Annotated in this window: 24 protein-coding genes, 1 pseudogene and 1 riboswitch; of the genes and pseudogenes, 12 read left to right on the forward strand and 13 right to left on the reverse strand. The window is 73.3% G+C overall.

All coding sequences use genetic code 11. The features are described from left to right. Window positions 1-29: 29 nt before the first annotated feature. Entirely contained in the window at window positions 30-1,325 is a 1,296-nt protein-coding gene (locus F5972_RS13160; RefSeq protein ID WP_225311424.1) for an LCP family protein, read from the forward strand. Window positions 1,326-1,449: 124 nt separating this feature from the next. Here the strand turns inward: F5972_RS13160 and F5972_RS13165 are convergent, their stop codons facing one another. Next, entirely contained in the window at window positions 1,450-2,106 is a 657-nt protein-coding gene (locus F5972_RS13165; protein ID WP_150933742.1) for a GOLPH3/VPS74 family protein, read from the reverse strand. A gap of 43 nt (window positions 2,107-2,149) precedes the next feature. Between F5972_RS13165 and F5972_RS13170 the strand changes: the two genes are divergently transcribed. Together F5972_RS13170 and F5972_RS13175 are read left to right on the forward strand one after the other, a co-directional pair. After that, window positions 2,150-2,755: a TenA family protein gene (locus F5972_RS13170; protein ID WP_150933743.1), complete on the forward strand. Its 606-nt coding sequence runs from the start codon at window positions 2,150-2,152 to the stop codon at window positions 2,753-2,755. Between the two features lie 22 nt (window positions 2,756-2,777). Then, a complete protein-coding gene (locus tag F5972_RS13175; RefSeq protein WP_150933744.1) occupies window positions 2,778-3,656 on the forward strand; it encodes an Fpg/Nei family DNA glycosylase in 879 nt (292 codons plus the stop codon). 25 nt (window positions 3,657-3,681) lie between these two features. Here F5972_RS13175 and F5972_RS13180 read toward each other — a convergent pair whose 3' ends face one another. After that, on the reverse strand, window positions 3,682-4,521 hold the full coding sequence (locus tag F5972_RS13180) for an alpha/beta fold hydrolase (RefSeq protein ID WP_150933745.1): 840 nt from the start codon (window positions 4,519-4,521) through the stop codon (window positions 3,682-3,684). Between the two features lie 144 nt (window positions 4,522-4,665). Between F5972_RS13180 and F5972_RS13185 the strand changes: the two genes are divergently transcribed. Then, window positions 4,666-4,989: a rhodanese-like domain-containing protein gene (locus F5972_RS13185; RefSeq protein ID WP_150933746.1), complete on the forward strand. Its 324-nt coding sequence runs from the start codon at window positions 4,666-4,668 to the stop codon at window positions 4,987-4,989. A 38-nt stretch (window positions 4,990-5,027) separates the two neighbouring features. Continuing rightward, window positions 5,028-5,144: riboswitch (TPP riboswitch) on the forward strand. After that, window positions 5,135-6,472, forward strand: coding sequence for a purine-cytosine permease family protein (locus F5972_RS13190; protein ID WP_150933747.1), 1,338 nt, complete (start codon window positions 5,135-5,137; stop codon window positions 6,470-6,472). It overlaps the preceding riboswitch by 10 nt. Before the next feature lie 42 nt (window positions 6,473-6,514). On the opposite strand, the gene F5972_RS13195 is transcribed toward F5972_RS13190, so the two are convergent. After that, the gene (locus F5972_RS13195) at window positions 6,515-7,078 is read right to left on the reverse strand and encodes a methylated-DNA--[protein]-cysteine S-methyltransferase (RefSeq protein WP_150933748.1); all 564 of its coding nucleotides are present in this window, start codon (window positions 7,076-7,078) and stop codon (window positions 6,515-6,517) included. Between the two features lie 310 nt (window positions 7,079-7,388). Here F5972_RS13195 and F5972_RS13200 point away from each other — a divergent pair, with 310 nt between their 5' ends. Continuing rightward, window positions 7,389-7,841, forward strand: coding sequence for an ATP-binding protein (locus F5972_RS13200; RefSeq protein WP_225311425.1), 453 nt, complete (start codon window positions 7,389-7,391; stop codon window positions 7,839-7,841). A 23-nt stretch (window positions 7,842-7,864) separates the two neighbouring features. Here F5972_RS13200 and F5972_RS13205 read toward each other — a convergent pair whose 3' ends face one another. The 4 genes from F5972_RS13205 to F5972_RS37190 form a co-directional block, all read right to left on the reverse strand. Then, complete coding sequence (locus F5972_RS13205) at window positions 7,865-8,356, reverse strand: GNAT family N-acetyltransferase (protein WP_225311426.1); 492 nt, start codon at window positions 8,354-8,356, stop codon at window positions 7,865-7,867. 125 nt (window positions 8,357-8,481) lie between these two features. Continuing rightward, window positions 8,482-9,174: a YidC/Oxa1 family membrane protein insertase gene (locus F5972_RS13210; protein WP_150933750.1), complete on the reverse strand. Its 693-nt coding sequence runs from the start codon at window positions 9,172-9,174 to the stop codon at window positions 8,482-8,484. Window positions 9,175-9,203: 29 nt separating this feature from the next. Then, window positions 9,204-9,497: a DUF6412 domain-containing protein gene (locus F5972_RS13215; protein ID WP_204284880.1), complete on the reverse strand. Its 294-nt coding sequence runs from the start codon at window positions 9,495-9,497 to the stop codon at window positions 9,204-9,206. Between the two features lies 1 nt (window position 9,498). Beyond that, window positions 9,499-9,666 (reverse strand): hypothetical protein, encoded by a 168-nt coding sequence (locus F5972_RS37190; protein ID WP_191910089.1) that lies wholly within the window; start codon window positions 9,664-9,666, stop codon window positions 9,499-9,501. Window positions 9,667-9,914: 248 nt separating this feature from the next. Here F5972_RS37190 and F5972_RS13220 point away from each other — a divergent pair, with 248 nt between their 5' ends. Together F5972_RS13220 and F5972_RS13225 are read left to right on the forward strand one after the other, a co-directional pair. Continuing rightward, complete coding sequence (locus F5972_RS13220; protein WP_150933751.1) at window positions 9,915-10,616, forward strand: response regulator transcription factor; 702 nt, start codon at window positions 9,915-9,917, stop codon at window positions 10,614-10,616. After that, on the forward strand, window positions 10,613-11,734 hold the full coding sequence (locus tag F5972_RS13225) for a sensor histidine kinase (protein ID WP_225311427.1): 1,122 nt from the start codon (window positions 10,613-10,615) through the stop codon (window positions 11,732-11,734). The genes F5972_RS13220 and F5972_RS13225 overlap by 4 nt, the downstream gene beginning before the upstream one ends. 36 nt (window positions 11,735-11,770) lie before the next feature. Here F5972_RS13225 and F5972_RS13230 read toward each other — a convergent pair whose 3' ends face one another. The 5 genes from F5972_RS13230 to F5972_RS13245 all read right to left on the reverse strand — a co-directional run bounded on the left by F5972_RS13230 (window position 11,771) and on the right by F5972_RS13245 (window position 14,391). Continuing rightward, window positions 11,771-12,298: a TlpA family protein disulfide reductase gene (locus F5972_RS13230; protein ID WP_150933752.1), complete on the reverse strand. Its 528-nt coding sequence runs from the start codon at window positions 12,296-12,298 to the stop codon at window positions 11,771-11,773. Between the two features lie 52 nt (window positions 12,299-12,350). Continuing rightward, window positions 12,351-12,830: a S26 family signal peptidase gene (locus tag F5972_RS13235; RefSeq protein ID WP_150933753.1), complete on the reverse strand. Its 480-nt coding sequence runs from the start codon at window positions 12,828-12,830 to the stop codon at window positions 12,351-12,353. Window positions 12,831-12,858: 28 nt separating this feature from the next. Then, window positions 12,859-13,422: a MauE/DoxX family redox-associated membrane protein gene (locus F5972_RS13240; protein ID WP_150933754.1), complete on the reverse strand. Its 564-nt coding sequence runs from the start codon at window positions 13,420-13,422 to the stop codon at window positions 12,859-12,861. Between the two features lie 123 nt (window positions 13,423-13,545). Continuing rightward, window positions 13,546-13,704, reverse strand: coding sequence for a hypothetical protein (locus F5972_RS37195; protein ID WP_191910090.1), 159 nt, complete (start codon window positions 13,702-13,704; stop codon window positions 13,546-13,548). A 240-nt stretch (window positions 13,705-13,944) separates the two neighbouring features. After that, window positions 13,945-14,391 (reverse strand): hypothetical protein, encoded by a 447-nt coding sequence (locus tag F5972_RS13245; protein ID WP_225311428.1) that lies wholly within the window; start codon window positions 14,389-14,391, stop codon window positions 13,945-13,947. Window positions 14,392-14,668: 277 nt separating this feature from the next. On the opposite strand from F5972_RS13245, the gene F5972_RS13250 reads away from it, so the two are divergent. The 3 genes and pseudogenes from F5972_RS13250 to mptB form a co-directional block, all read left to right on the forward strand. Further along, window positions 14,669-15,019 carry an STAS domain-containing protein gene (locus tag F5972_RS13250; RefSeq protein ID WP_117409882.1) on the forward strand — a complete coding sequence of 117 codons (351 nt, stop codon included), beginning with the start codon at window positions 14,669-14,671 and terminating at the stop codon, window positions 15,017-15,019. A 13-nt stretch (window positions 15,020-15,032) separates the two neighbouring features. Further along, window positions 15,033-15,770, forward strand: a complete 738-nt coding sequence (locus tag F5972_RS13255; RefSeq protein WP_150933755.1) for a glycosyltransferase family 2 protein — start codon at window positions 15,033-15,035, stop codon at window positions 15,768-15,770. A 287-nt stretch (window positions 15,771-16,057) separates the two neighbouring features. Further along, window positions 16,058-16,555: pseudogene (gene mptB / locus F5972_RS39335) on the forward strand (polyprenol phosphomannose-dependent alpha 1,6 mannosyltransferase MptB); the annotation flags it as partial. 571 nt (window positions 16,556-17,126) lie between these two features. Here mptB and F5972_RS39340 read toward each other — a convergent pair. Beyond that, window positions 17,127-19,556, reverse strand: a complete 2,430-nt coding sequence (locus F5972_RS39340) for a hypothetical protein (protein ID WP_150933756.1) — start codon at window positions 19,554-19,556, stop codon at window positions 17,127-17,129. A 338-nt stretch (window positions 19,557-19,894) separates the two neighbouring features. On the opposite strand from F5972_RS39340, the gene F5972_RS38090 reads away from it, so the two are divergent. Further along, complete coding sequence (locus F5972_RS38090; protein ID WP_225311430.1) at window positions 19,895-21,268, forward strand: glycosyltransferase 87 family protein; 1,374 nt, start codon at window positions 19,895-19,897, stop codon at window positions 21,266-21,268. Window positions 21,269-21,305: the final 37 nt, after the last annotated feature.

Consider the following 21,305-nt stretch of genomic DNA (forward strand, 5'->3'; position numbering starts at 1 on the left):
TCAGGACGCTGAGGGGCTGGGGATTTCACGTGGCCGACGAGAACGAGGCGACCCGGGCGATCCGCCGCCCGGGGGAGCCCCAGGCTGCCCCGCTCGGGGCGCCTGGGTCAGAGCACCGGGCGGAGCAGCCCGGGAGGGGGTCCGGCAGGGACGACACGGTCCCCCGCGCCCGCTCCAAGGTGTACGGCAAGCCGCGCTCGGGCAACACCCCGATCCGCCCGATAGGGGGGACCGGACGGACGCCCGGGGGCCCTGAGGACGCCCCGCACCGGGACGCCGGCGGGCCGGCGACCGCGCGTGGCGGCGGGTCCGGAAGCGGCTTCGGCGGCGGGTCCGGTGGCGGACGCGGCGGCGGCTCGGGCGGCAGGCGTGGTCCCCGGGTGACCGGCAGGACCGTCGTCCGGATCGTCGTGGTACTGGTCGTGCTCCTGCTCGTCGCCGCCATCGCCGGATATTTCCTGATCAGCGCCCGGCTGCACTCGGTCGAGGCGATGACCGACTACGACAAGCGGTCCGCCGAGACGCCGGGCGAGGACTGGCTGCTGGTCGGCTCCGACAGCCGGGCGGGCCTCACGGCCGCGCAGCGCAGGAAGCTGGCCACCGGCAAGGCGGTCGGCAAGCGCACCGACACGATGATGCTGCTCCACATCCCCTCGGACGGCCGTCCGACGCTGGTCAGCCTGCCCCGCGACTCGTACGTCCCCATCGAGGGGCACGGCAGCGGCAAGCTGAACGCGGCCTACGCCTTCGGCGGGCCGAAGCTGCTGACCAAGACGGTCGAGCAGGTGACCGGCATCCGGATCGACCACTACATGGAGATCGGTTTCGGCGGTTTCGTCGGCATCGTCGACGCGATCGGCGGGGTCAACATCTGCGTCAAGCAGAACATCGACGACCACAAGGCCGGGATCAACCTCAAGAAGGGCTGCCAGGACATGGACGGCGGCACCGCTCTCGGCTACGTGCGCACCAGGAAGACCGGCGCGATCCCCGACTTCGACCGCACCCAGCGGCAGCGGGAGTTCTTCTCCGCGGTGGTCCAGAAGGCGGCGAGCCCCGGCACCCTGCTCAACCCCTTCACCTCGGTGCCGCTGGCGCTGAACGCGGCCGACTCGGTCGCCGTCGACCCCGGCACCGGCCTGTTCGACCTGCTGTCGGTGGGCCTCGCCATGCGCGGCGGGCCCGTCACGACGGCCGTGCCGATCGGCTCGCTGCCGACCATCGGCGGTCAGGCCGTCGTGAAGTGGGACACGCAGAAGGCGCTGCGCCTGTTCGAGGCGCTCGCCGCCGACAAGCAGGTCCCCAAGGACGTCATCACGAAGTGACCCCGCCCCCGTCGCCGGCGCCGTGCCACGGCGCCGGCCCCGGCGGGGCCCGGCCAAGGCGCGGCCGAGGTGCGGCCTTCACCCGCCGAGCCTCGCCGGATCGGGCGAAGGCCCGGGCGGAGCGTCAGTTGATGGTCGCGGTGGTCGCGGCGGTGGTCGCCGCGGTCGTGGCCGCGATGACCGCCGCGTGCACGGACGCGATCGTCTTGCGTACGGCCTCGCCGGCCCACTCGCCCTGGGCGATCTCCTTGACGCGGCCCTTCGGCGCGTCCGGGAAGGCCTCGCGGTCGAGCTTCGCCGCGTGGACGACCGCGATCAGCGCCGCCGTCCGCTCGTCGGGCTGAGCCCCGGCCAGCACGTCCCGGACGCGGTCCCGCACCGCCTGCTCGTGGCTCGGATCGAGCTCCGGATAGCGGGTGGTGGGGAAGATCCCGAGGATCTTGCCGGTGTGCTCGCTCAGCACGCCGCGTACGGCGAGGCGGGTCAGCAGCCGCTTGCGCAGCCCGCCCATGCGGAGCTTGCCCACCCACCAGTCGGCCTTGTGCCGCCGGGACTCGCCCGAGATGCGGGCCAGCGCCTGGTCCAGCTCCTCGTCCCCCAGCGGCGCGTTGTCCGTGACCACGAGCTTCTTGTCGTCGAAATCGACGCGCCGGCTCACGGCGAGTTCGGCGACCACGGCTCCCGCCAGGGCGGCGTCGAGCTCCACGGACCCGATGACCGGCTTCCCGGTGTCCTCCCGGTAAGCCAGCAGCAGCACTTCCTCGGCGATCGTCAGTGTCACGGCATCGAGCCTAACTCGTCCCTTACCGCGAGAATGAGAACTTATGGGGATATCAGCGGACCTGCACGTCATCGGACGGCCGATGCTCGACGCCCAGCTCGCCCACCCGACCGTACGCGGGATCGCGGCGGGAGACCTGCCCGAGCCGGTCTTCCGGTCGTGGCTGGAGCAGGACTACCTGTTCCTGCTCGACTACGTCAGGGTGTTCTCCCGGCTGGCCTGGCAGGCGCCTGACGGCCATCTCGGCGACCTGGTCGACCTGGCCCACGCGACCTGGCACGAGGAGCTCGACCTGCACCGGTCGCTCGCCGCGGGCTTCGGCGCCGACCTCGACGGCGCGGTGAAGGGCCCGGCCTGCGCGGCGTACACGTCGTTCCTGCTGGAGGCGGCGGCCGGCTACGGCGAGGGGCTGGCGGCGCTCTACCCCTGCATGTGGGGCTACTCGACGCTCGGGCGGCTGCTCGCGGCGGACCCGCCCGCCGAGCCGCGTTACCGCGCGTGGGTGGACACCTACGCCGACCCCGGCTTCGCCGCGCTCGCCGCCCGGATCGGCGAGATGATCGACGAGGCGGCCCCGGACCCGGCGCGCGCCCGGGAGCTGTTCGTCCGCGGGATGGAGCACGAGCTCGCGTTCTGGGACGTGCCCTGACGGCTGCGATTAGTGTGGGGGCATGCCGGAGCTGCCCGAGGTCGAGGCGCTCGCCGGGTTCCTCCGCGAGCACGCCGTCGGCCACGCGATCATCGGGGTCGACGTGACCGCCTTCCAGGCGCTCAAGACCGTCGACCCGCCCGTCACCTCGCTCGGCGGACTGCCGATCACCGCTGTGGCCAGGCACGGCAAGTTCCTGGACCTCGACTGTGACGGCCTGCACCTCGTCACGCACCTGGCGCGCGGCGGCTGGCTGCGCTGGCGCGACGACCTCACGGGCGCGCGGCCGGTGCGGCCCGGGAAGGGCCCGCTCGCGGTCCGCGTACGGCTGTCGCCCGGCGAGGACGGCCGCGCCCCCGGGTTCGAGCTGACCGAGGCGGGCACGCAGAAGCGCCTCGCCGTGTACGTGGTGCGGGACCCCCGCGACGTCCCCGGGGTGGCCGGGCTCGGGCCCGACCCGCTCGCCGAGGGCTTCACACCCGACCTGCTCAAGACGATCGTGGGCGGGAGCCGGGCCCAGATCAAGGGCCTGCTGCGCGACCAGAAGGTGATCGCGGGCATCGGCAACGCCTACTCCGACGAGGTGCTGCACGTCGCGCGGATGTCCCCGTTCAAGGTCGCCGGGACGCTGACCGACGGCCAGATCGCCGACCTGCACGACGCGATCGTGAACACGCTCCGGGACGCGGTCGAGCGGGCGCGCGGCCTGGCGGCCAAGGACCTCAAGTCGGAGAAGAAGTCGGGCCTGCGCGTGCACGGCCGCACCGGCGAGCCCTGCGAGGTGTGCGGCGACACGATCCGGGAGGTGGCGTTCGCCGACTCGTCGCTGCAGTACTGCCCGACCTGCCAGACGGGCGGCAAACCGCTGGCCGACCGGCGGCTGTCGCGCCTGCTGAAGTAGGCCCGCGAGCCCGGCGGAGGTGACGTCAGGCGCGGAGGAACTCGGCGATCGGCTCGGCCTGGCCGAAGACGGCGTGACCGACCCCGGGGAGCAGGCGCACGGTCGCGTGCGGGACGCACTTGCGAACCCGCCGCGCGGTCTGGTGAGAGTCGATCATCGCGTCGCGGTCGCCGGCGATGACGAGCACCGGCATGGTGAGGCCGCGCAACGCGTCGTCGGAGAACACCGGGAGCTTCTCCCTGCGCGGGTTGAAGTGCGTGAACGTCAGGACGACGGCGTCGAGCGCCTGCCGGTCCCGCTCCCCGTCCAGGCCCGCGACGGTCATCGCCGACTCGCGCAGCCCGCCGTCTCGCCCCCGGAACGGACGGGTCAACAGGGCCTTGAGGATCCAGCCGACCTTCTGCCGTCCCACGCCGCCGGGGCAGATCAGGGCAAGCCGAGTCACCCGTTCCGGACGGCGTACGGCGTGGTCGAGGGCCGTCCAGCCGCCGAGCGAGGTGCCGACGACCGCGGCCCGGGTGACGCCGAGCCCGTCCAGCACGTCGTCCAGCCAGAGCGCCACGGCGCCGGAGTTCAGGGCGGGGCGTGAGGGCGCGCTCAGGCCCGGCTCGCCGACGAGGTCGACGGCGTACGTGCGGAAGTGCCGGGACCAGGTGGAGACGTCACCCCGCCACATGGACGCGTTGGCGCCCGAGCCGTGCAGCAGCACGAGAGGCGGCGCGTCCGGGGGGCCGGAGACGAGGACGAACGTCTCGCCCTCGCGGGTCGGCACCCGTACGTGCTCGGCTGGAACCGGCCAGGCGTCCAGCACCCGCCGGTAGTGGTCGAGGATCTCACGTCGACCGGCTTCGGATTTGTAGACCATCACTCCTCAAACGTACGTCATATGGAGCCATATAGGGAAGTTTGGGGAGTGAGAGTGCTCTGGTGGATGCGGCCCGTGGATCACCGTGGGTCACAGCTCCCGGCACGGGCCCGCGCATCGGTGGTGTGCCGCCAGAATGGGCGCATGACATTGCCGGAAATCGCCCCCGACGCCCTGCCCGAGGGCGCGTACCTGCTGGACGTCCGTGAGGACGAGGAGTGGCGGGCGGGACACGCCCCGGACGCCGTGCACATCCCGCTCGGCGAGTTGCAGGCGCGGGTGGACGAGGTGCCGCTCGACCGGCCGGTCTACGTCGTCTGCCGGGTCGGCGGGAGGTCGGCGCACGCCGCCATGTGGCTCAACCACATCGGCCGGGAGGCCGTCAACGTGGACGGCGGGATGCGGTCCTGGGCCGCCGCCGGGCGTCCGATGGTGAGCGAGCTCGGAGGGGACCCCTACGTCGCGTAGGAAAACGGTCAAAGTAGTGTCATAATCCCAAAGACATCGTCAATACCCGCGGGAGCTCGGGCGTGACCGGGCTGAGAGGGCGGATCGAACTCGTGCCGCCGACCGCATGAACCTGTCCGGATAATGCCGGCGTAGGGAGCGTGTGATGGCCGCCGTCGTCGACGACGTGCATGCGGAGGTTCCGCTCACCCTGGACGAGGAGGTCCCGAAAACCCTCGGCCTGCTCGACCAGGGGGCGTTCTGGGCAAATCTCGGCGTCAGCCTCCTCGGCTTCTCGGGGGCGTTGTTCCTGCTCGACCCCCTGGGCGGCAGGCCCCTGACGTTCACCGCCGCGGTGCTGGCCGCCGTGATCGGCAGCCTCGTCGGCACCGCGATGGTCGGCCTCGCGGCGATCCCCGGCGCGCGGACCGGCCGGCCCGCGATGGTGCTGCTGCGCGGCCTGTTCGGGGCCCGCCTGTCGTACGTCCCGACCGTGCTGAACATCGTGCAGATGCTCGGCTGGGGCGCGTTCGAGCTGTGGGTGATCGCGCAGGGCGCGCAGGCGCTGTCGGGGACGGCGGTGCCGTACGCGGTGTGGGCGGTCGCGGCCGGGGCGCTGACGATCGCGCTGACGATCCGGCCGCTCGGCGCGCTGCGCCTGCTGCGCCGCTACGTCACCGCGGGCGTCGTGGTCGCGATGATCTGGCTGTCGGTCGCCCTCTTCACCCGCGGGCCCTCCGTGGGCGGCGGCTCCTGGGACGCCTTCGCCCCGGCCGTCGACTACGTGATCGCGCTGTCGGTGTCGTGGGTGCCGATGGCCGCCGACTACGCCCGGCACTCCCGGTCGAGCGGCGCGGCGTTCACCGGGGTGGTGGCGGGTTACACGATCGCGCAGGTCGCCTGCCTGGCCCTCGGCATCGCCGCGCTCGCGCTGGTCGGCAACGACCCCGACAAGGTGTGGGACCCGTTCGTGGCCGCACCGCTCGGGGTCCTGTTCTTCGGCGTCCTGGTGCTGCGGGAGGCCGACCAGTCGTTCGCGAACGTCTACTCGACGACCGTGTCGATCCAGAACCTCGCGCCGCGCTGGGACCGCCGGGTGATCTCGGTCGTGATCGGCGTGCTCACCACGTTGATCGCGCTGCTGGCCGACGTGAACTCCTACGGCGCGTTCCTCACCGTGATCGGGGCGGTCTTCGTGCCGATGTTCGCGGTCCTCGTGGTCGACTACTTCCTGCTCGGCGGAGCCTCCCGGTGGAACACGGCCGAGGACGCCCCCTCGCGGTGGCTCATGGTCGCGCCGTGGGTCCTCGGGTTCGCGGCGTACTGGATCGTGGCGGTCACCCCGACCGTCGCCTGGTGGGACGGCCTCTGGGCCGACGTGCGCAGCGCTGTCGGGTTCGTCCACCAGCCGTGGATGAACGCCGCGCTCGCCGCGTTCTGCGTCGCCGCGCTGGTGACGGCGGCGCTGTCCGTGCCCGGCCGTCTCGCCCGGCGCCGGGCCTGACCGTACGGAGCCCGGCCGTACGGGGCCTGATCGTACGGCCGGTCAGGGCAGTGCGCCCTCCAGGCGGAGCAGGTGTTCCTTCGCCGCCTTGCCGCCCGCGTACCCGCCGAGCGAGTCCGGCCCCTCCACGGCCCGATGGCAGGGCAGGAGCAGGCAGAGCGGGTTGCCGGCCAGCGCGTTCGCCACCGCGCGCGGCGCCTGCGGCCGCCCGATCCGCTCGGCCATCTCCTGGTAGGTGGTCACGCCCCCGTACGGCACGCCCGGCATCAGCTGGACCACGGTGCGGGAGAAGCCGGTGACCAGGCGCGGGTCCACGGAGAGCGAGAAGGTGCGCAGCCGGCCGGCGAAGTACGCGTCGAGCTCGCGGCGCAGGGGATCGAGGCGGCGCGGGTCGGGCCCGATGAATGAGCCGACGGAGCGGGTCACCCGGGCGAAGACCGCGTGCTCGTCCTCGTAGGTGCAGGCCAGCACGCCGCGCGCGGTCACCGCGAGGACCAGGCGGCCGACCGGCGTGTCCATGGTGCCAAACGCCACTTCGGGCGGGGCCAGGCCGACGTAGCCCGGCGTGGTCACGCGGAGCAGGGCTTCGAGGTCCTCGGTGGACATGGGCGCCCAACTTTCTGTTCATCGCGTGGAGGCAGCGTATCGGAGCGCCCGTGAGGCCTTCGAGAACGCCGCCGGACCGGCCGGGCTCACCGGGCTGACCAGGGCGAGTGGTGCGGGACGCGGCCGGCGGATCTTCATCCCGGCGGGACGGCCCGGAGCGTGGCGTCGCGATTTGGCGACTGATCTATTGTCCAATGTGCACAAGCTGTGATCCGGGGCACGGTTTCCCGGCTGATGCGACGGGGCATTTCGGTCGTACTGGGCTGTGCAAGGGGAAACGCTGTACAAGGGGAACCGGGGGATCGGGGAGGTGAGTGCGTCGAGCGTCGTGATGCTGCCGTACGCACCGTCGAGCGTCGCCGTCGCACGTCAGCGCCTCAGCGCCGAACTACAGGGGGCGGGACTGCTCGCGACCGCCGTCGACGACGTGGTGCTCATCCTGAGTGAGCTGCTCAGCAACGCCCTGCGGCATGCCCACCCTCTCCCGTCCGGACAGCTCAAGGTGGCGTGGTACTGCTCCGACAGGCAGGTCGAGGTGGCGGTGAGCGACGGCGGCGCCTACACCGAGCCGCGGGCGGGCCGTCCCACGTTGTCGTCGCTGGGCGGCCGGGGGCTGGGCATCGTGGAGTATCTCGCCGAGCGCTGGGGGGTCCGGCACGAGGCGGAGATCACCACTGTGTGGGCCGTCGTCCTGGTCGCGACCCCGGACCGTAACGGACATCAGGGTCTGTCCGAAACCCGCATTCTGCGCGAGGTCGGCTGAGCACCCTCCCGGGTGGGCGCGGGTCAGCGGAGAGGGTGCTCCAGGCAGAGCAGGTCGTCGCGCGCGTCCCACGACCGGGTGACAGCGAAGCCGAGCCGCTCGTAGAGCGCGATCGCCGTCGTCCGCCACCTCCAGACCGAAAGCCGTACGGACCGCAGGCCGGCCTCCCGCGCCCGGGCCAGCGCGGCCTGGACGAGCGCGCCGGCCACGCCCCTGCCGCGTTCGTCCGGGTCCACCCAGAGCCGCTTGATCTCCGCTCGCCCGCCGGCCGCCTCCGTCAGCACCACACAGCCGACGGCGCTTCCGTCGCGGCGCGCGACCAGCACGACGTCCCGCTCGAAGGCCGCTCCGGGGTCCTCCACCTCCGCCCGGTATCGCTCGGGCAGATCGGCGACGCCGGGCACCGGGACGCCCTTCTCCTCCTCGGTGCGCAGGTGATAGGCCGCGAGGAGCGCGCGCAGCCCCTCCCGGCCGTCTCCGCCCGCCCACGTGCTGATCGAGTACGCATCGGTCACAGGGCCCAGGATTCCATCCCATGCCCCACACGAGCCGCACGGCGGCCGCGACGAGTTCCGTGATCGCGCGCCGCCGCAGGGGCACGCGGCTGTCGTGTGACCGCCCGGGCGCAGGCCCCGGCGGATCAGGCGGGCCGGGGGTAGAGCACCGCGCGCTCGGCGGTCGTCCAGGCGGTGCTCACGAGCAGGTAGACGCCCGCCGCGAGGGGCAGGAAGACCGCCGCGAGGACGGTCCAGAACGGCAGCAGGACCTGCAGGCGCCGCATCGGAGCTGCGGGCTCAACCCGCCGGGCGGCGATCACGGCCACGGCCGTGAGCAGCGCCAGCAGCACGGCGAAGACCACGACGGGCGGGCTGAACAGGCCCGCGCCGGCGACCACCGCCCCGAGGTGCTCCCCCAGCGGCACTCCCAGCAGGCCCTGCGCGAGCAGCAGGTTCGGATGCCCCGCGATCGTCGCGGTGGTGAACAGCCGGTAGGTGACCATGAAGAACGGCGTCTGCGCGAAGCCCGGGAGGAATCCGGCGAACTGGCTGGTGCCCTCGGCTGCGTACAGCGCGTTCACCTCCCGCATGAGCCGCTCCGGGTCCTTCTGCCACCGCTTGCGGAGCTTCTCCACCTGGGGAGCGAGCCGGAGGCGGACGCGCTGAGCGCGGGCGACGCGGATGCTCAGCGGCAGGAGCGACAGCCGTACGGCGAGGGTGACGAGGACGATCGCGAGCCCGGCGCCGGTGACGTGGCTGAGGGCGTCGATGAGCCGGTAGGCGGGGTCGAGCACGAAGTCGAACACGGGGAAGCCTTTCGTCTGGGTTCGGGGCATGACGAAAGCGCTCGCGACCGGATCGGTGGTCAGGCGAGCGCGGGGCTTCCTGATGGTGCGCGGGGACGGGGGCGGCCGGGCGCGCCGGGATCGCGCAGCCTGACCATCGCCGTCTCCCCGTCGTACGAACGCCTGCCCGGGCCCCGCACGACGGCGGGGGCCCCGGTCAGCCGGGAGAGCATCCAGGCGAACACCAGCACGGCCACCCCGGCCACACCGGCGAAGGCCGTCACCGAGGGCACTCCGGAGCCGCCGACCAGCCCGGTGGCCAGTTCGGCGAGCAGCCAGACGAGTGAGGTGGCGGCGGCCTGGAGAGCGTTCACGTCAGCGGGACAGCTTCCCCACGACGGTGACTGCGAGCACGGCGACGGCGGCGATGATCCCGATGATGAGCAGGAACTTCAGCGTCGCGAAAATCGCGGGGATGATGAAGGCGAACACCAGCCACAGGGCCAGCAGGATCCCCAGAACGGTCAGTACGGTACGGGCCATAGGCACACGCTACGCGGTGCGACTGACAAGCGCGAGCTTGATCCAAACCGAGTTGTACTACCCGCTGCCGCCGAGGTTTCACGTGAATCATCGTGATCGGCACCGTTTTCCACCGGCCTGTGCGAACTCGCTCTGGAAGCCCCGCCGTCCGCGGACCCCGGCGGGTTGTTCTTACGGGGCGGTGACAGGGGCTCGGCGCGGTCGTCCCGCGGCTTTACCGTTGAGGCGTGCCCTCCCCGAGGAGTCCGATGTCCGCGAACCCCGCCGCCCGAGTCCTGGTGGTCGACGACGACCCGACCGTCGCCGAGGTGGTCGCCCGCTACCTGGAGCGGGACGGCCACGAGGTCGAGTGCGTGGGTGACGGCGCCGAGGCGCTGCGGCGGGCCCTGGCCGACCCGCCCGACCTGCTCGTGCTCGACCTGATGCTGCCCAAGATCGACGGTCTCCAGGTCTGCCGGAAGCTGCGGGAGCGCTGGCCGGTTCCGGTGATCATGCTGACCGCCCTGGGCGAGGAGATGGACCGGGTGGTCGGCCTGGAGACCGGCGCGGACGACTACGTGACCAAGCCGTTCAGCCCGCGCGAGCTCGCCCTGCGCGTCCAGTCGGTGCTGCGGCGGGCCCGGGGCGCGCTGGTGCCGACGGGAACCGGCGTCCTGCGGGACGGCGACCTGGTGGTGGACGTCGGCGCCCACGAGGTGCGCCTCGGCGGGCAGGAGATCACCTTGACCGCCCGCGAGTTCGACCTGCTCGTCTACCTGCTGCGCAACCCGCGCCAGGCGTTCAGCCGGGCGGCGCTGCTCGACCAGGTGTGGGGCTGGTCCTTCGGCGACTCCTCGACCGTGACGGTCCACGTACGGAGGCTCCGGGAGAAGATCGAGCCGGACCCGACCGACCCGCGGCGGATCGTCACCGTCTGGGGCGTGGGCTACCGCTACGAGCCGCTGTCGTGATCGTCCAGATCGTCGCGGTCGCCGCCGGCCTCGGCCTGGTCATCGCGGCCCTCGGCCTGGCGCTGCTGCGGGTGCTGCGCCGGCGGTCGATCGGCGTGATGCTCGCGGTGGTGGCGGCCGTCACGGTCTCCGCGACGCTGGCCGGGGTGGTCGCCATCACGCTCGCCATGGTCATCGAGGGGCGGCCGAAGAACATCGTGCTCACCGTCGTGGCCATCGGCGGCCTCGTCGGGCTCGGCGTGGCGCTGGTGAACGCGCGTACGGTGGTGCGCGCCAGCAGGAGCCTGGTGACCGCGGTGGAGAACGTGCCGCCGTCGGGCCGCTTCACCCCGCCGCCCAACCCGCTTCCGGCCGAGTTGCGCACCATCGGCGCCGCCCTGGAGCAGGCGTACGAGCGGCTGCGGCTGGGCCGCGAGCGGGAGCGGGCGCTGGAGAGCGCGCGGCGCGAGCTCGTCGCCTGGGTCAGCCACGACCTGCGCACGCCCCTCGCCGGGATGCGGGCGATGGTCGAGGCGCTGGAGGACGGGGTGGCCGACGACCCCGAGACGGTCAAGCGGTATCACGTGCAGATCAGGGTGGAGGTCGACCGGCTCACCGGCATGGTGGAGGACCTCTTCGAGCTGTCGCGGATCCACGCCGGTTCGCTGCGGCTGTCGCTCGCCCGCACCGGGCTCGGCGACCTCGTGGCGGACACGCTGGCCGCCGTCGAGCCGCTGGCCCGCGCCGAAGGGGTGCGCCTGTCCGGCGAGGCCGACCCGCACGTTCCCGTGTACGCCGACGCCGGGCAGCTCGGCCGGGCCGTACGCAACCTGGTCGTGAACGCGATCCGGCACACGCCCGCCGCGGGGACGGTCCTCGTGCGCGCGGCGGCGGACGGGACGGCCGCCCGGCTGTCGGTGCTCGACGGCTGCGGCGGCATCCCGGAGGAGGATCTCCCCCGGGTCTTCGACGTCGCGTTCCGCGGCGAGGCCGCGCGTACGCCCGGCCCCGACGGCGGCGCCGGGCTCGGCCTCGCGATCGCCCGCGGCATCGTCGAGGCCCACGACGGGGAGATCGGCGTGGCCAACGAGGGCCCCGGCTGCCGCTTCACGATCACGCTGCCGCTGCGTCGCGCCTGACAGGCCAAGCCCTGCGTCGCGGCGCCCGGACGGCTCTCACGTCCGCAGGCCCTCCATGGCGGTGCCGCTCGCGAGGACCCTGCGGGACGCGTCGACCAGCGCGAACGCCGGAAACCCGGACACCGACAACGCCCTCGTGAGGCCGCCGCCACCGCTTTCGATCACCACACGGGCGACGGGTTCGAGCGCGGCGCGCTCCGCCGCGACGTCCTCCTCCCGGCCGGCCAGCACGGCGAGGACCGCCGGCCTGCCGCCGTCGTGGTTCTCGGCCGCGTCGACGAACGAGGGAAGGCGCTCGGCGCAGGCGGGGCAGCCCGGTGAGAACACGCCAACGAGCGTCGGTGTCTCGGGGAGGGTCACGTCGGACACCGTCTCCCCGTCCGTGGTCACGGCGGTGAACGGGCCGACGGCCGACCCCGCCGGGGCCATGACCGAGGGCCCGCGGCGCAGCGCCTCCAGTGCCTCCGAATGCTCGCGGAGCCTCCGGATGACGCCGACGGACAGGACGAGATCCACGGCGCACAGGACGCCGACGATCGCGACGAACGCGATGAGGAACTGCATGCTGTCTCCCTGATCGGTGTCGGGGTGAAAGGCGGCCGGGAAGGCGCCGGGATCACCTGCGGCGCTCCGGCGGCAGCCGGCGCAGGACCACGCCGAGGACCCGGTCGTCGGGCACGAAGCCGCGCTGGCGCGAGTCCAGGCTCTTATCGGGGTTGTCGCCCAGGACGACGAGATGGCCGGCTGGGACACAGGCCGCGTCGCGGAGCGCGGGCGTGTCCGCGACCCGCGCGGGCACCGGATCGCCCCCGACCGCCGCCACCCGCTTGATGTGCCATCTCCGGTCCGGCCCGGGCACCTCTCGTGGCGGCCCGGGGTGACGCACGCGCAGACCCGGCGCCTCGACCACCACGACCTCGCCGACCCGGACGCGCCGTGGCGGGACGCGCCGCACCAGGACGCGGTCTCCGGCGTGGAGGCTCGGCCGCATGCTGGTGCCGTGCACCTCGACGACGACGTACCGCCGCCGCAGCACGGCGACCACGGCCGCGCAGGGGAGCGCCACGGCCGCGACCAGGAGGAGGATCGTCAGCACCGTTCGCGCCGCCTCGCGAAGCCGCCGCTCATCGCCACCCGCTCTCCCGGGTGAGCCCGAACAGGCCGGCGATCTCCCCCGTCAGCACGACCAGGACCGTGACCAGCAGTGCGGCCAGGAAGGCGACCGCCGCTCCGGCGACCTCGTCCGGCCCGCGTACGGGGACGAGGACCGTCAGCGCCAGCCCGGTGAGGGCGATCAGCCCGAGAACGGCGTTGCGGACGAGGTCGGCGGGCCCGACCGGCGACCTCCTGCCGCCGCCGAAGCAGTGGCAGGGGACGGCGCGCCCGCCGCGGATCGCGGCGTGGATGACGAAGGAGAAGGCCGCCAGCGCCGCCAGCGCGACCGTGAAGGCGGCACGTGTCGTGGCGGGGAGCGCCGTCAGCACGACGACGGCCCCCTCCACGAGGGCCACCGCGGCCGCGAGCAGGTGCCGCCGCTCCCCGGGCCGAGCAGTCGTACGGCCGGGGAGCAGTAGCGCGGCCGCCTCGGCGAACCGCAGCCACGAGTCCCGTCCCCGCAGCTTCGACGCGAGTGAGACCAGGAACGTCAGCCCGACGGCCATCCGGCAGGCGAGCAGCACGTAGTTCACGGTTCTCCCCCTGAGGTTCTCCGCGGCCCGGACGGATCCCGTCCGTCCCGGCGGCGCTCCGCCTCGCGATTCGGCGCGGGCCACGCGGGGTGTCGCCCGCACGCGGCCCACCGTGGCAGGTTCTCAGCAGGTTCCGACCTGCCCGCAGTAGTAGCCGTAGTTGCCGCCGTAGCAGCACCACTGCTGCTGCATGCACCAGCACGGCACCGAGGCCGACGCCTCGGTCTTCGGTACGAGGCGGGCGAGCAGACGGTCGCCCCAGGCTTGGATCGTGTGGATCATCGGGACCCCTTTCGTCGGCTGATCGAGGGAGCGGTCGCCTTCACGTTCCCACCGCTGTGGCAGACATCAACGGGCAAAATCGCGCGGTGGGGTCCGGCCGCCTCGATCCGCCGGGGCTCCCGGCGCTGACATGCGCACCGTCGCCGGGCATGGCTTCGGAACCGGCTGACGTGACGTCGGCCGGCGTGAAAAGTTCACGTACGGCACGCGGCCTCGGGCCGCGTACCGGCGGAGAGGGCTCTAACCGAGGTCGGGGGCTCGCTGGGGTTCGAGTTGCCCCCGCCAAGAGGGCAGATCCGGGGCGGCCTCCCGGCGGCGCGGCGTGAACGCCTCCGCCATCGCGCGGAACGTGGGGCAGGGCCAGCGCCACATGCAGCTCCTGCACCGCAGGATCGGGTTCGCCGGGTCGCTGGAGATGCCGCCCGCGTCCCTGGGCTGGTGCAGGTCGAGCAGCCGGATGCCGAGCTCCGAGAAGCACAGCAGCTCCTCGCGGGCCTCGGCGAGGAAGTCGAGGTCCTCGCCGACCAGGCGGGCGCTGACCCGGACGTACCCCTCGCGGTTCAGCAGGCCGCGCAGCGGCTCGGCGGAGGCGCGCCACGACGAGGCCTTCTCGGTGTGCGCCTGGATCGTCTCCAGATGCTCCCGCAGCACGCGGCGCTGGAAATCCTCGGGAATGTCACTGTTCATGATGCTGTCGGGCCCACTGTTCCGGGTTCTGGCCGTGGATCTCCCAAGTGGTGAAGATCCACGTGGCATTCCCAGGCGCCCGTCCTCCTTCCGCGAAGTGACGACCAGGACGCGGAGGTTCCGGGGCCCTCCATCCGGCGACGCCGGTGTCGCTGAGCGTCAAGTTTCGCGCACTCCGCGTTTACATGCGGCCGGAATCGGGGACAAAGGGCGGACGACTCTTCGACGAAACCCGTGGAACGTGACCCGGGGCCGGGACGACGCTAGTGTGCGCGTCGTGGAGCTGAAAGTCGCGACGCAATCCCACGCCGGTCAGGCCGTCATGGCCGTATTCGGCGAAATCGACCTCTATACCGCGCCCCGGTTGCAGACGGAGTTCACCCGTCTGCTGGACACCGGGCCGGACCGGGTGGTCATCGACATGTCCGGAGTGGAGTTCTGCGACTCCACGGGCATGAACGTGCTGCTCTCCGCGCTGAAGCGGCTGCGGGAACGCGGCGGCACGCTGGAGGTGGCCGCCCCGAGACCGGCGGTACGGAAGATTCTCCAGGTCACCGGCCTGGACTCGGTGTTCACCGTGTACGACGCGGTGCCCGCCGATCTGCTCACCGCCGAACACCAGGGCTAGGCGTATGAGGGACATGGCAGTGCCCGAGCCGGACACCGCGGTGGTGATCCCGGCGAAGGACGAGGCCGAACGGATCGGCGCCACCGTGAGCGCCGCCCTGAAGCTGCCCGGCGTGGATCTCGTGGTCGTGGTCGACGACGGCTCGTCCGACGAGACCGGCCGGGTGGCCAGGGCGGCCGGCGCCCGGGTCGTACGGCACAGCCGCAACAGGGGCAAGGCCGCGGCGATGGAGAGCGGGGCCGAGGCCGCGGGCCTCCTGGACGCGGACCACGCGCGTCACCTGCTGTTCCTCGACGCCGACCTGGGCGAGACGGCGGCGGCGGCCCTCCCGCTGATCGCGCCCGTGCGGGCGGGCGAGGCCGACATGACCATCGCGACGTTCGCGACCAGGGTCAAGCTCGGCGGCCACGGCATGGTCGTGAGGCTGGCGCGTGACGGGATCAAACGGCTGACCGGCTGGGAGGCGACCCAGCCGCTCAACGGGCAGCGGTGCCTCACCCGGGACGCCTTCGAGGCGGCCCGCCCGCTCGCGCACGGCTTCGGCGTCGAGACCGGGATGACCGTCGACCTCCTCAGGAAGGGCTTCCGGGTGGTCGAGGTCGAGGTCGAGATGTCGCACCGGGCCACCGGCACCGACTGGCGCTCCCAGGTGCACCGGGCGCGGCAGCTTCGCGACGTCGGCCTGGCCCTCGCGGCCCGCGAGCCCGTGGTGCGGCAGACCATCTCCACGGTCCGGCCCTCGCGCCGGTAGCCCCCGCCCGTACGGGCCTGACCGGCCCGGCCGTGTGGTGGAATTCTCGGGTGGAAGCGCGGACCGTCGCCGGGCCGGTCGCGGCCGTGGCGGCGGGCGGCCTGTCGATCCTTCTCACGATCGCGATCGGCGTCCTCGGGCCGTCCGCGATGGTGCCGGAGCTGCCCGGGCAGGCCGGGTCGTGGCAGCCCCCCTGGTCTCTGAACCTCGCCCCCGGCGGACACCTCGTCATCGCCATGGCCGCCGCGGCCGTCGTGCTCGGGGCGATCGGCCTGGCCGTCGGGTTGATGTCCGTCGACCGGCTGCCGAAGGCGCGCACGCTCGTCCTCGCGGGATGCGCCGCCGCCGAGGTGCTCGCGTTCCTGCCACCCTCCGGGTCGGCCGACCACCTCAACTACGCCGCGTACGGCCGGATGGCGGCCCTCGGATACGACCCCTACCTGACCGTGCCCGCCGACCTGCCCGGCGACCCGGTGATCGGCCGCGTGGAGGAGTGGACGAGGACCCCCAGCGTGTACGGCCCGGTCGCGACGGCCGTACAGGCGCTGGCGAGCCACGTGGGCGGCGACTCGGTCCGCCTGACGGTCTTCGTGATGGCCCTGGTCAACGCCGCCGCCTTCATCGCCACCGGCCTGCTTCTCCACCGTGCCTCGGCCGGTGACCTCCTACGGCAGCGCCGGGCGGCCCTGCTCTGGACGGCGAACCCGCTGGTCGTCTACCAGCTTGTGGCCGGGATGCACCTCGACACCCTCGCGGTCGCGCTCGTCGTGGCCGGGCTGGTCGCCCGCCGGGGCGTGCCGCTCGGCCTCGGCGTCGCGGTCAAGGCCACCGTGGGCGTGGTGGCTCTGGGCACGGCGTGGGAGCTGCGCGGCAACCCGCGGCGGCTCGCCCTGGTCGCCGGGCTCGCCATGCTCACCGTCGTCGCGGCGTACCTGCTGGCCGGGCCCCACTCGCTCGACCAGTTGCTGAACGCCAGCAGATCGGTCTCGCTCGCCACCCCGTGGGCCCTCGGGAAGAAGGCGCTGCAGGCGGTGTTCGGGTCCGGGGCGTACCACGCGTGGATCCAGGCGGGGTCGCTGCTCCTGCTGGCCGGGCTCGCCGTCCTGCTGCTGCGCGGCCGTCCGGCGACGGAGCGCGAGGGCCTGGTCGTCGCCCTCGCCGTCGCGGTGGCCTGGCTGTTCGCCACGCCGTACGCGCTGCCGTGGTACGACGGGCTGGGCTTCGCGCTGCTCGCGCTGGTCGCCTGGCCGGGCATGGAGGGGTTCCTGGTCGCCCGGCTCACCGTGCTCTCGCTGGCCTATCTCCCCGCACGCCAGGCGCACCAGCCCGGTGACCTGTGGTGGAGCGTGGAGGTGATCAGGCAGTGGGTGGCGCCGTCGCTTCTGCTGGCGCTGACGATCGCGCTGCTGTGGTGGGCGGCGCGAGCTGCAGGGCGTGTACGGACGCCGCGAGGGTCAGCGGCACCGCGACCGTCAGGGCCATCGCCGGAATCGCGATCCCCGAGTCGTTGAGCAGGAACCCGGCGAAGGCCGCGGTCAGCGCGCCGATCAGCCCCGCCCGCAGTTCGGGGGCCCGGGCGTACGCGAGGCTGAGCCCCGCCGCGCCCCACCGCGACGGCCGGGCCGGCACGAGGAACAGGAACGCCAGCGCGACCACCGACAGCAGCGTCAGCGGCAGGTTGCCCAGAGTGTGGAGCATCGCCCCGAGCTTGCGGCCGACGACCGAGCCGCCGTCGCCGCCGATGATCTGCTGGACGAACGCCCCGAGATGGGTGCGCTGATCGGCGGGGCGCAGCCAGTCGGCCACCGCGATCAGCGAGATGAGCGCCGCGCCCGCCAGGCCGATCACCCCGAGCCGGAGGACCGATACCCGTCTGCCCGCGGCCATCAGCACGCACACCGCCACGCCCAGGACGAACGACGGCACGCCGCCGAAGTCCGCGCCCCAGGTCGGCCAGCCGTCCCCGGCGATCGCGAGCAGGCCGTACGCGACGCAGACGGCCACGGCGAGCCTCGGCCGGCGGCGCAGCGCGTGGGCGACGGCGGCCAGCAGCAGGATGGTGCCGGTCGAGTAGACGGCGAAGGCCATGTTGCCGAAGCCGTAGAACCGGCCGCCGGTCACGGGCTCGTACCCGGCCACGGCGTTCACCTGCAGCCGCGAGCCGGTGACCACGTCGGCGAGGAGCGCGAGCGAGCTGACCCCGGCGACCACGGCGGGCGGCCCCAGCACCCGGCCGCGCCACGGCCCCGCGTACGCGAGCCCCGCCACGAGGGCGGCGAAGGCCACGATCGTGCCGAGCAGGGCGGGCATCGGGTGCCTGAAGCTCCACCACGGCACCAGCTGGGCCAGGAAGATCGACACCGGGAGGGCGGCGCTGACCGTGGCGACCACGCGGGTGGCGGTGAGCATGCGACGGTGACGCCTGACCACGATCGCGGCGAGGCCGTAGAACAGCAGTTGCGCGCTGACCAGCGCGATGAAGAACGGCTCCCTGACCTCTCTGAGCACCTGGCTCGCCAGGTCGGCGCCGGCCAGCCCGCGGACCGCCACGGCCGCGTTCGGCGCCGCGCCGCCCCCTGACCACGCCCTGCCGACCACGCCCTCGGGCGTGGGGATGCCGAGCAGGTGGGTGACCGTGGCCGTGACGTCGGTGATCGTGACCAGTGCCCGCTGCCGGGTCGAGGCGGCGGTGAGCCATCCGCGCCCGTACGGCCCGCCCGAGGCGATCGCCACGTGAAGATGAGCGACGGAGCCGGAGTCGGAGATCCCGGCCACCAGGACGGTGGCGCCCTGGGGGACCCTGGCCAGCACCTCGCCCACGGTCCGGTCGGCCGCGCTCACGGCCGCCCGCCGCGCCTCCCCGTCCAGATCGGCCGGCTCCCGCTCGCCCCCGGCCGAGGCTGTGGACGCTGTGGATCGCGTGCCCGATGCCGTGGGTCGCGCCGACTGGGTTGTGGACGGCGCGGCCGGTGGTGTGGCTTGCGGTGCGGACGCTGTGGATCGCGCCGCCGATGCACCCGGCACCGGCTGGGTTGTGGACGGCGTGGCCTGGTTCGTGGGAGTTGTGGATTGCGCGGACTGCGGGCTCGTCTCCCGGCTTTCGGTCCAGGCCTGGGTGATCTCCCCGGCCTCGGCGACGACCAGTGCGTACGGCGTGAGGTCGGGCAGCGCGGCGGGCGTGGCGGCGTACGTCGCGACCCTGCCGGATCCGTCGGCGGCGGCGAGGGCGGCTCCCGGGCCGATCGCCGCGACCTTCCCCCCGGCGGCGGTGACGGCGTCGGCGAGGAGCCCGAGCCGTGCCCTGAACGGACTGGACTGCTGCGCGGCGATCAGCGCGGCCCAGCCGGGCACCGACGCCGTCCCGTCAGCGGCGGCGACCGGCGCGGTCCCGTCCTCTGCGGCGATGGGCGCGGGGATCGCGCCGCAACCCGAGCCGGGGGAGGCCGCCCGCTGCCCCGCCGAGACGGTCAGCCATCCGGCGGCCGGGCAGGTGACGGGCAGGCCTTCCGGTGGCACCGCCCGCGTGGACAGCGACGCGGTGGAGCCGCGGTCCGCCAGGGCCCACAACGTGGGCGTCCGCTCCGGATCGAGGTCCGCCCAGCGCAGCCCGGGCACCCCGATCACCACCACCCGCCCCACCGGCACCGTCGCGGCCGCCGGCAGGGTTCCGCCCGGCGGCACGGTTCCCCCGGCCGGCCCGGTCTCGGCCGAGGCCGGGCCGGTGGAGAAGGGCACGACGATGGCCGCGACGAGGAGCGCGAGGAGAGCCGCCAGGAGCACCCGCACCCCGCGAGCACCCGGGCCGCTGCGAGTCGCCGTGTGCTCCCCGCGAGCACCCGGGCCGCTGCGAGTCGCCGTGTGCTCCCCGCGAGCACCCGGACCATGATGGGCCGCCACCTGCACCCAGCGGAGGCGTGTCCCCATCAGCACCTGGCGAGGGTTGGAGCCGCGATGCGCGGGCATCGGCATCGAGCGGGGGCCTGGGCTCACCGGCACGCTGCCGCCGCCCGGCGGGGCGGCGGAACGTCCCCGGCCCGGCGCCGGTGCTGGTGCGGATGGCACTGTTCCAGGCTCCCTCATGATCGACAATGGTGTGGCCAGGGTCCACGGTAACCTGCCTGGTTGTGACGACTGGCCGCATCGCCGGGGCCCGCCGGCCCGCCTGGGCATGGGCGCTGGCCCTGGTGGCGGTGGCCGCCGCCGCGTCCCCGCTGATCGCCTACTGGCTCACCAATCCCGAAGACCAGCGTCTCGTCGACCTCGACGTCTACCGTACGGGCGGCTGGGCACTCCTGCGGGGCCTGCCCGTCTACGACGTGATCACGCCGGCACCGCAGCTGCTGCCGTTCACGTACCCGCCGGTCGCCGCGATGCTGGCGGTGCCGCTCGCCGCGATGTCCTGGCCGGTCGCGCAGTGGGTGTGGACGATCGCGATCGTCGCCGTCCTCGCGGTGACGGTACGGCATGCGTTCCGGGCCTTCCTGGACGGCGTACGCGGCGCCCTGGCCGCGCCCGCGCTGTTCGCCGTGCTTTGCGCCGGGTGCATGTACCTCATGCCGATCAGGGACCAGGTCCGGTTCGGGCAGGTGGACCTGTTCCTCCTCGCGCTGTGCCTGCTCGACTGCGTGGTGCGCCGCCCGTGGTGGCCGCGCGGGATGCTCATCGGCCTGGCGACGGCGGTGAAGCTGACCCCCGGCGTCTTCCTCGTCTACCTGGCCGTCACCGCGTTCGCCCCTCGCGGCACCGCCCCAAGCCATAGCGACTCCAGCCACGGAAGCTCAGCGCAGCACCACGGGAGCACAGCGCAGCGCCATGGGAGCACGCTGCAACGCCTTGGGCTCACAGCGCGGCGGCGCCTCGGGGATATGGGTGATGTGGGGCAGCGGCGGGCGTTGTTCATGGCGCTGTTCACGGCGGCCGTGCTCACGCTGCTGCCGTTCCTGGTGATCACTGACGACGCGCGGGACTTCTGGTTCAGGGCGCTGCTCGACTCCGAGCGGCTGGGCGCGAACGCCGCCACCACCAACCAGTCGCTGCGGGGCATGTTGCTGAGGCTCTACCTGCCCGACGCGCTGACCTCGGCCGTCTGGCTCGCCGCCGTCGCGGCCATCGGCTGGTACGGCTTCCGCCAGGCCCGACGGGCCCACTTGGACGGCGACACGATGACGGCCGTGGCGCTCACCGGGCTGATGGCGGTGCTGTTGTCGCCGGTGGCGTGGATCCACCACATCGCCTGGATCGTGGTGGTGGTCGCGGCCGTCGCCGGGTCGGGGCGGGACCCGGTCCGGCTGCTGGTCGCGGCCGGCGTGTGGCTCTTTTACGTGCTGCCCATCCCCTGGTGGGGGGTGTCGATCAAGGCGCTGGAGGCCCCGGTCCTCAGCCCGGTCGCCGGGAAGATCGTGCAGAACGCCTTCGGGCTCGGGGCGATCGGCCTGGTCTGGTTGCTCGGGTCCTGGCTGCCACGAAGGCGGGCCGCTGCCGCCGGGGGAGCGGCGTGATCGGCTCATGGTTTTCCACAGAACGTGATTCGGCATC

It is taken from the genome of Microbispora cellulosiformans (genome assembly GCF_008728085.1).
Classification (GTDB): Bacteria; Actinomycetota; Actinomycetes; order Streptosporangiales; family Streptosporangiaceae; genus Microbispora; species Microbispora amethystogenes.

Bases quoted from the DNA above. Each gene is read 5' to 3' on its own strand.
- F5972_RS13170 (WP_150933743.1), top strand. From the start codon at position 2,150: ATGGGGATATCAGCGGACCTGCACGTCATCGGACGGCCGATGCTCGAC.
- F5972_RS13175 (WP_150933744.1), top strand. From the start codon at position 2,778: ATGCCGGAGCTGCCCGAGGTCGAGGCGCTCGCCGGGTTCCTCCGCGAG.
- F5972_RS13180 (WP_150933745.1), bottom strand. From the start codon at position 4,521: ATGGTCTACAAATCCGAAGCCGGTCGACGTGAGATCCTCGACCACTAC.
- F5972_RS13185 (WP_150933746.1), top strand. From the start codon at position 4,666: ATGACATTGCCGGAAATCGCCCCCGACGCCCTGCCCGAGGGCGCGTAC.
- F5972_RS13190 (WP_150933747.1), top strand. From the start codon at position 5,135: ATGGCCGCCGTCGTCGACGACGTGCATGCGGAGGTTCCGCTCACCCTG.
- F5972_RS13195 (WP_150933748.1), bottom strand. From the start codon at position 7,078: ATGTCCACCGAGGACCTCGAAGCCCTGCTCCGCGTGACCACGCCGGGC.
- F5972_RS13210 (WP_150933750.1), bottom strand. From the start codon at position 9,174: ATGCCCCGAACCCAGACGAAAGGCTTCCCCGTGTTCGACTTCGTGCTC.
- F5972_RS37190 (WP_191910089.1), bottom strand. From the start codon at position 9,666: ATGGCCCGTACCGTACTGACCGTTCTGGGGATCCTGCTGGCCCTGTGG.
- F5972_RS13220 (WP_150933751.1), top strand. From the start codon at position 9,915: ATGTCCGCGAACCCCGCCGCCCGAGTCCTGGTGGTCGACGACGACCCG.
- F5972_RS13230 (WP_150933752.1), bottom strand. From the start codon at position 12,298: ATGCAGTTCCTCATCGCGTTCGTCGCGATCGTCGGCGTCCTGTGCGCC.
- F5972_RS37195 (WP_191910090.1), bottom strand. From the start codon at position 13,704: ATGATCCACACGATCCAAGCCTGGGGCGACCGTCTGCTCGCCCGCCTC.
- F5972_RS13245 (WP_225311428.1), bottom strand. From the start codon at position 14,391: ATGAACAGTGACATTCCCGAGGATTTCCAGCGCCGCGTGCTGCGGGAG.
- F5972_RS13255 (WP_150933755.1), top strand. From the start codon at position 15,033: ATGGCAGTGCCCGAGCCGGACACCGCGGTGGTGATCCCGGCGAAGGAC.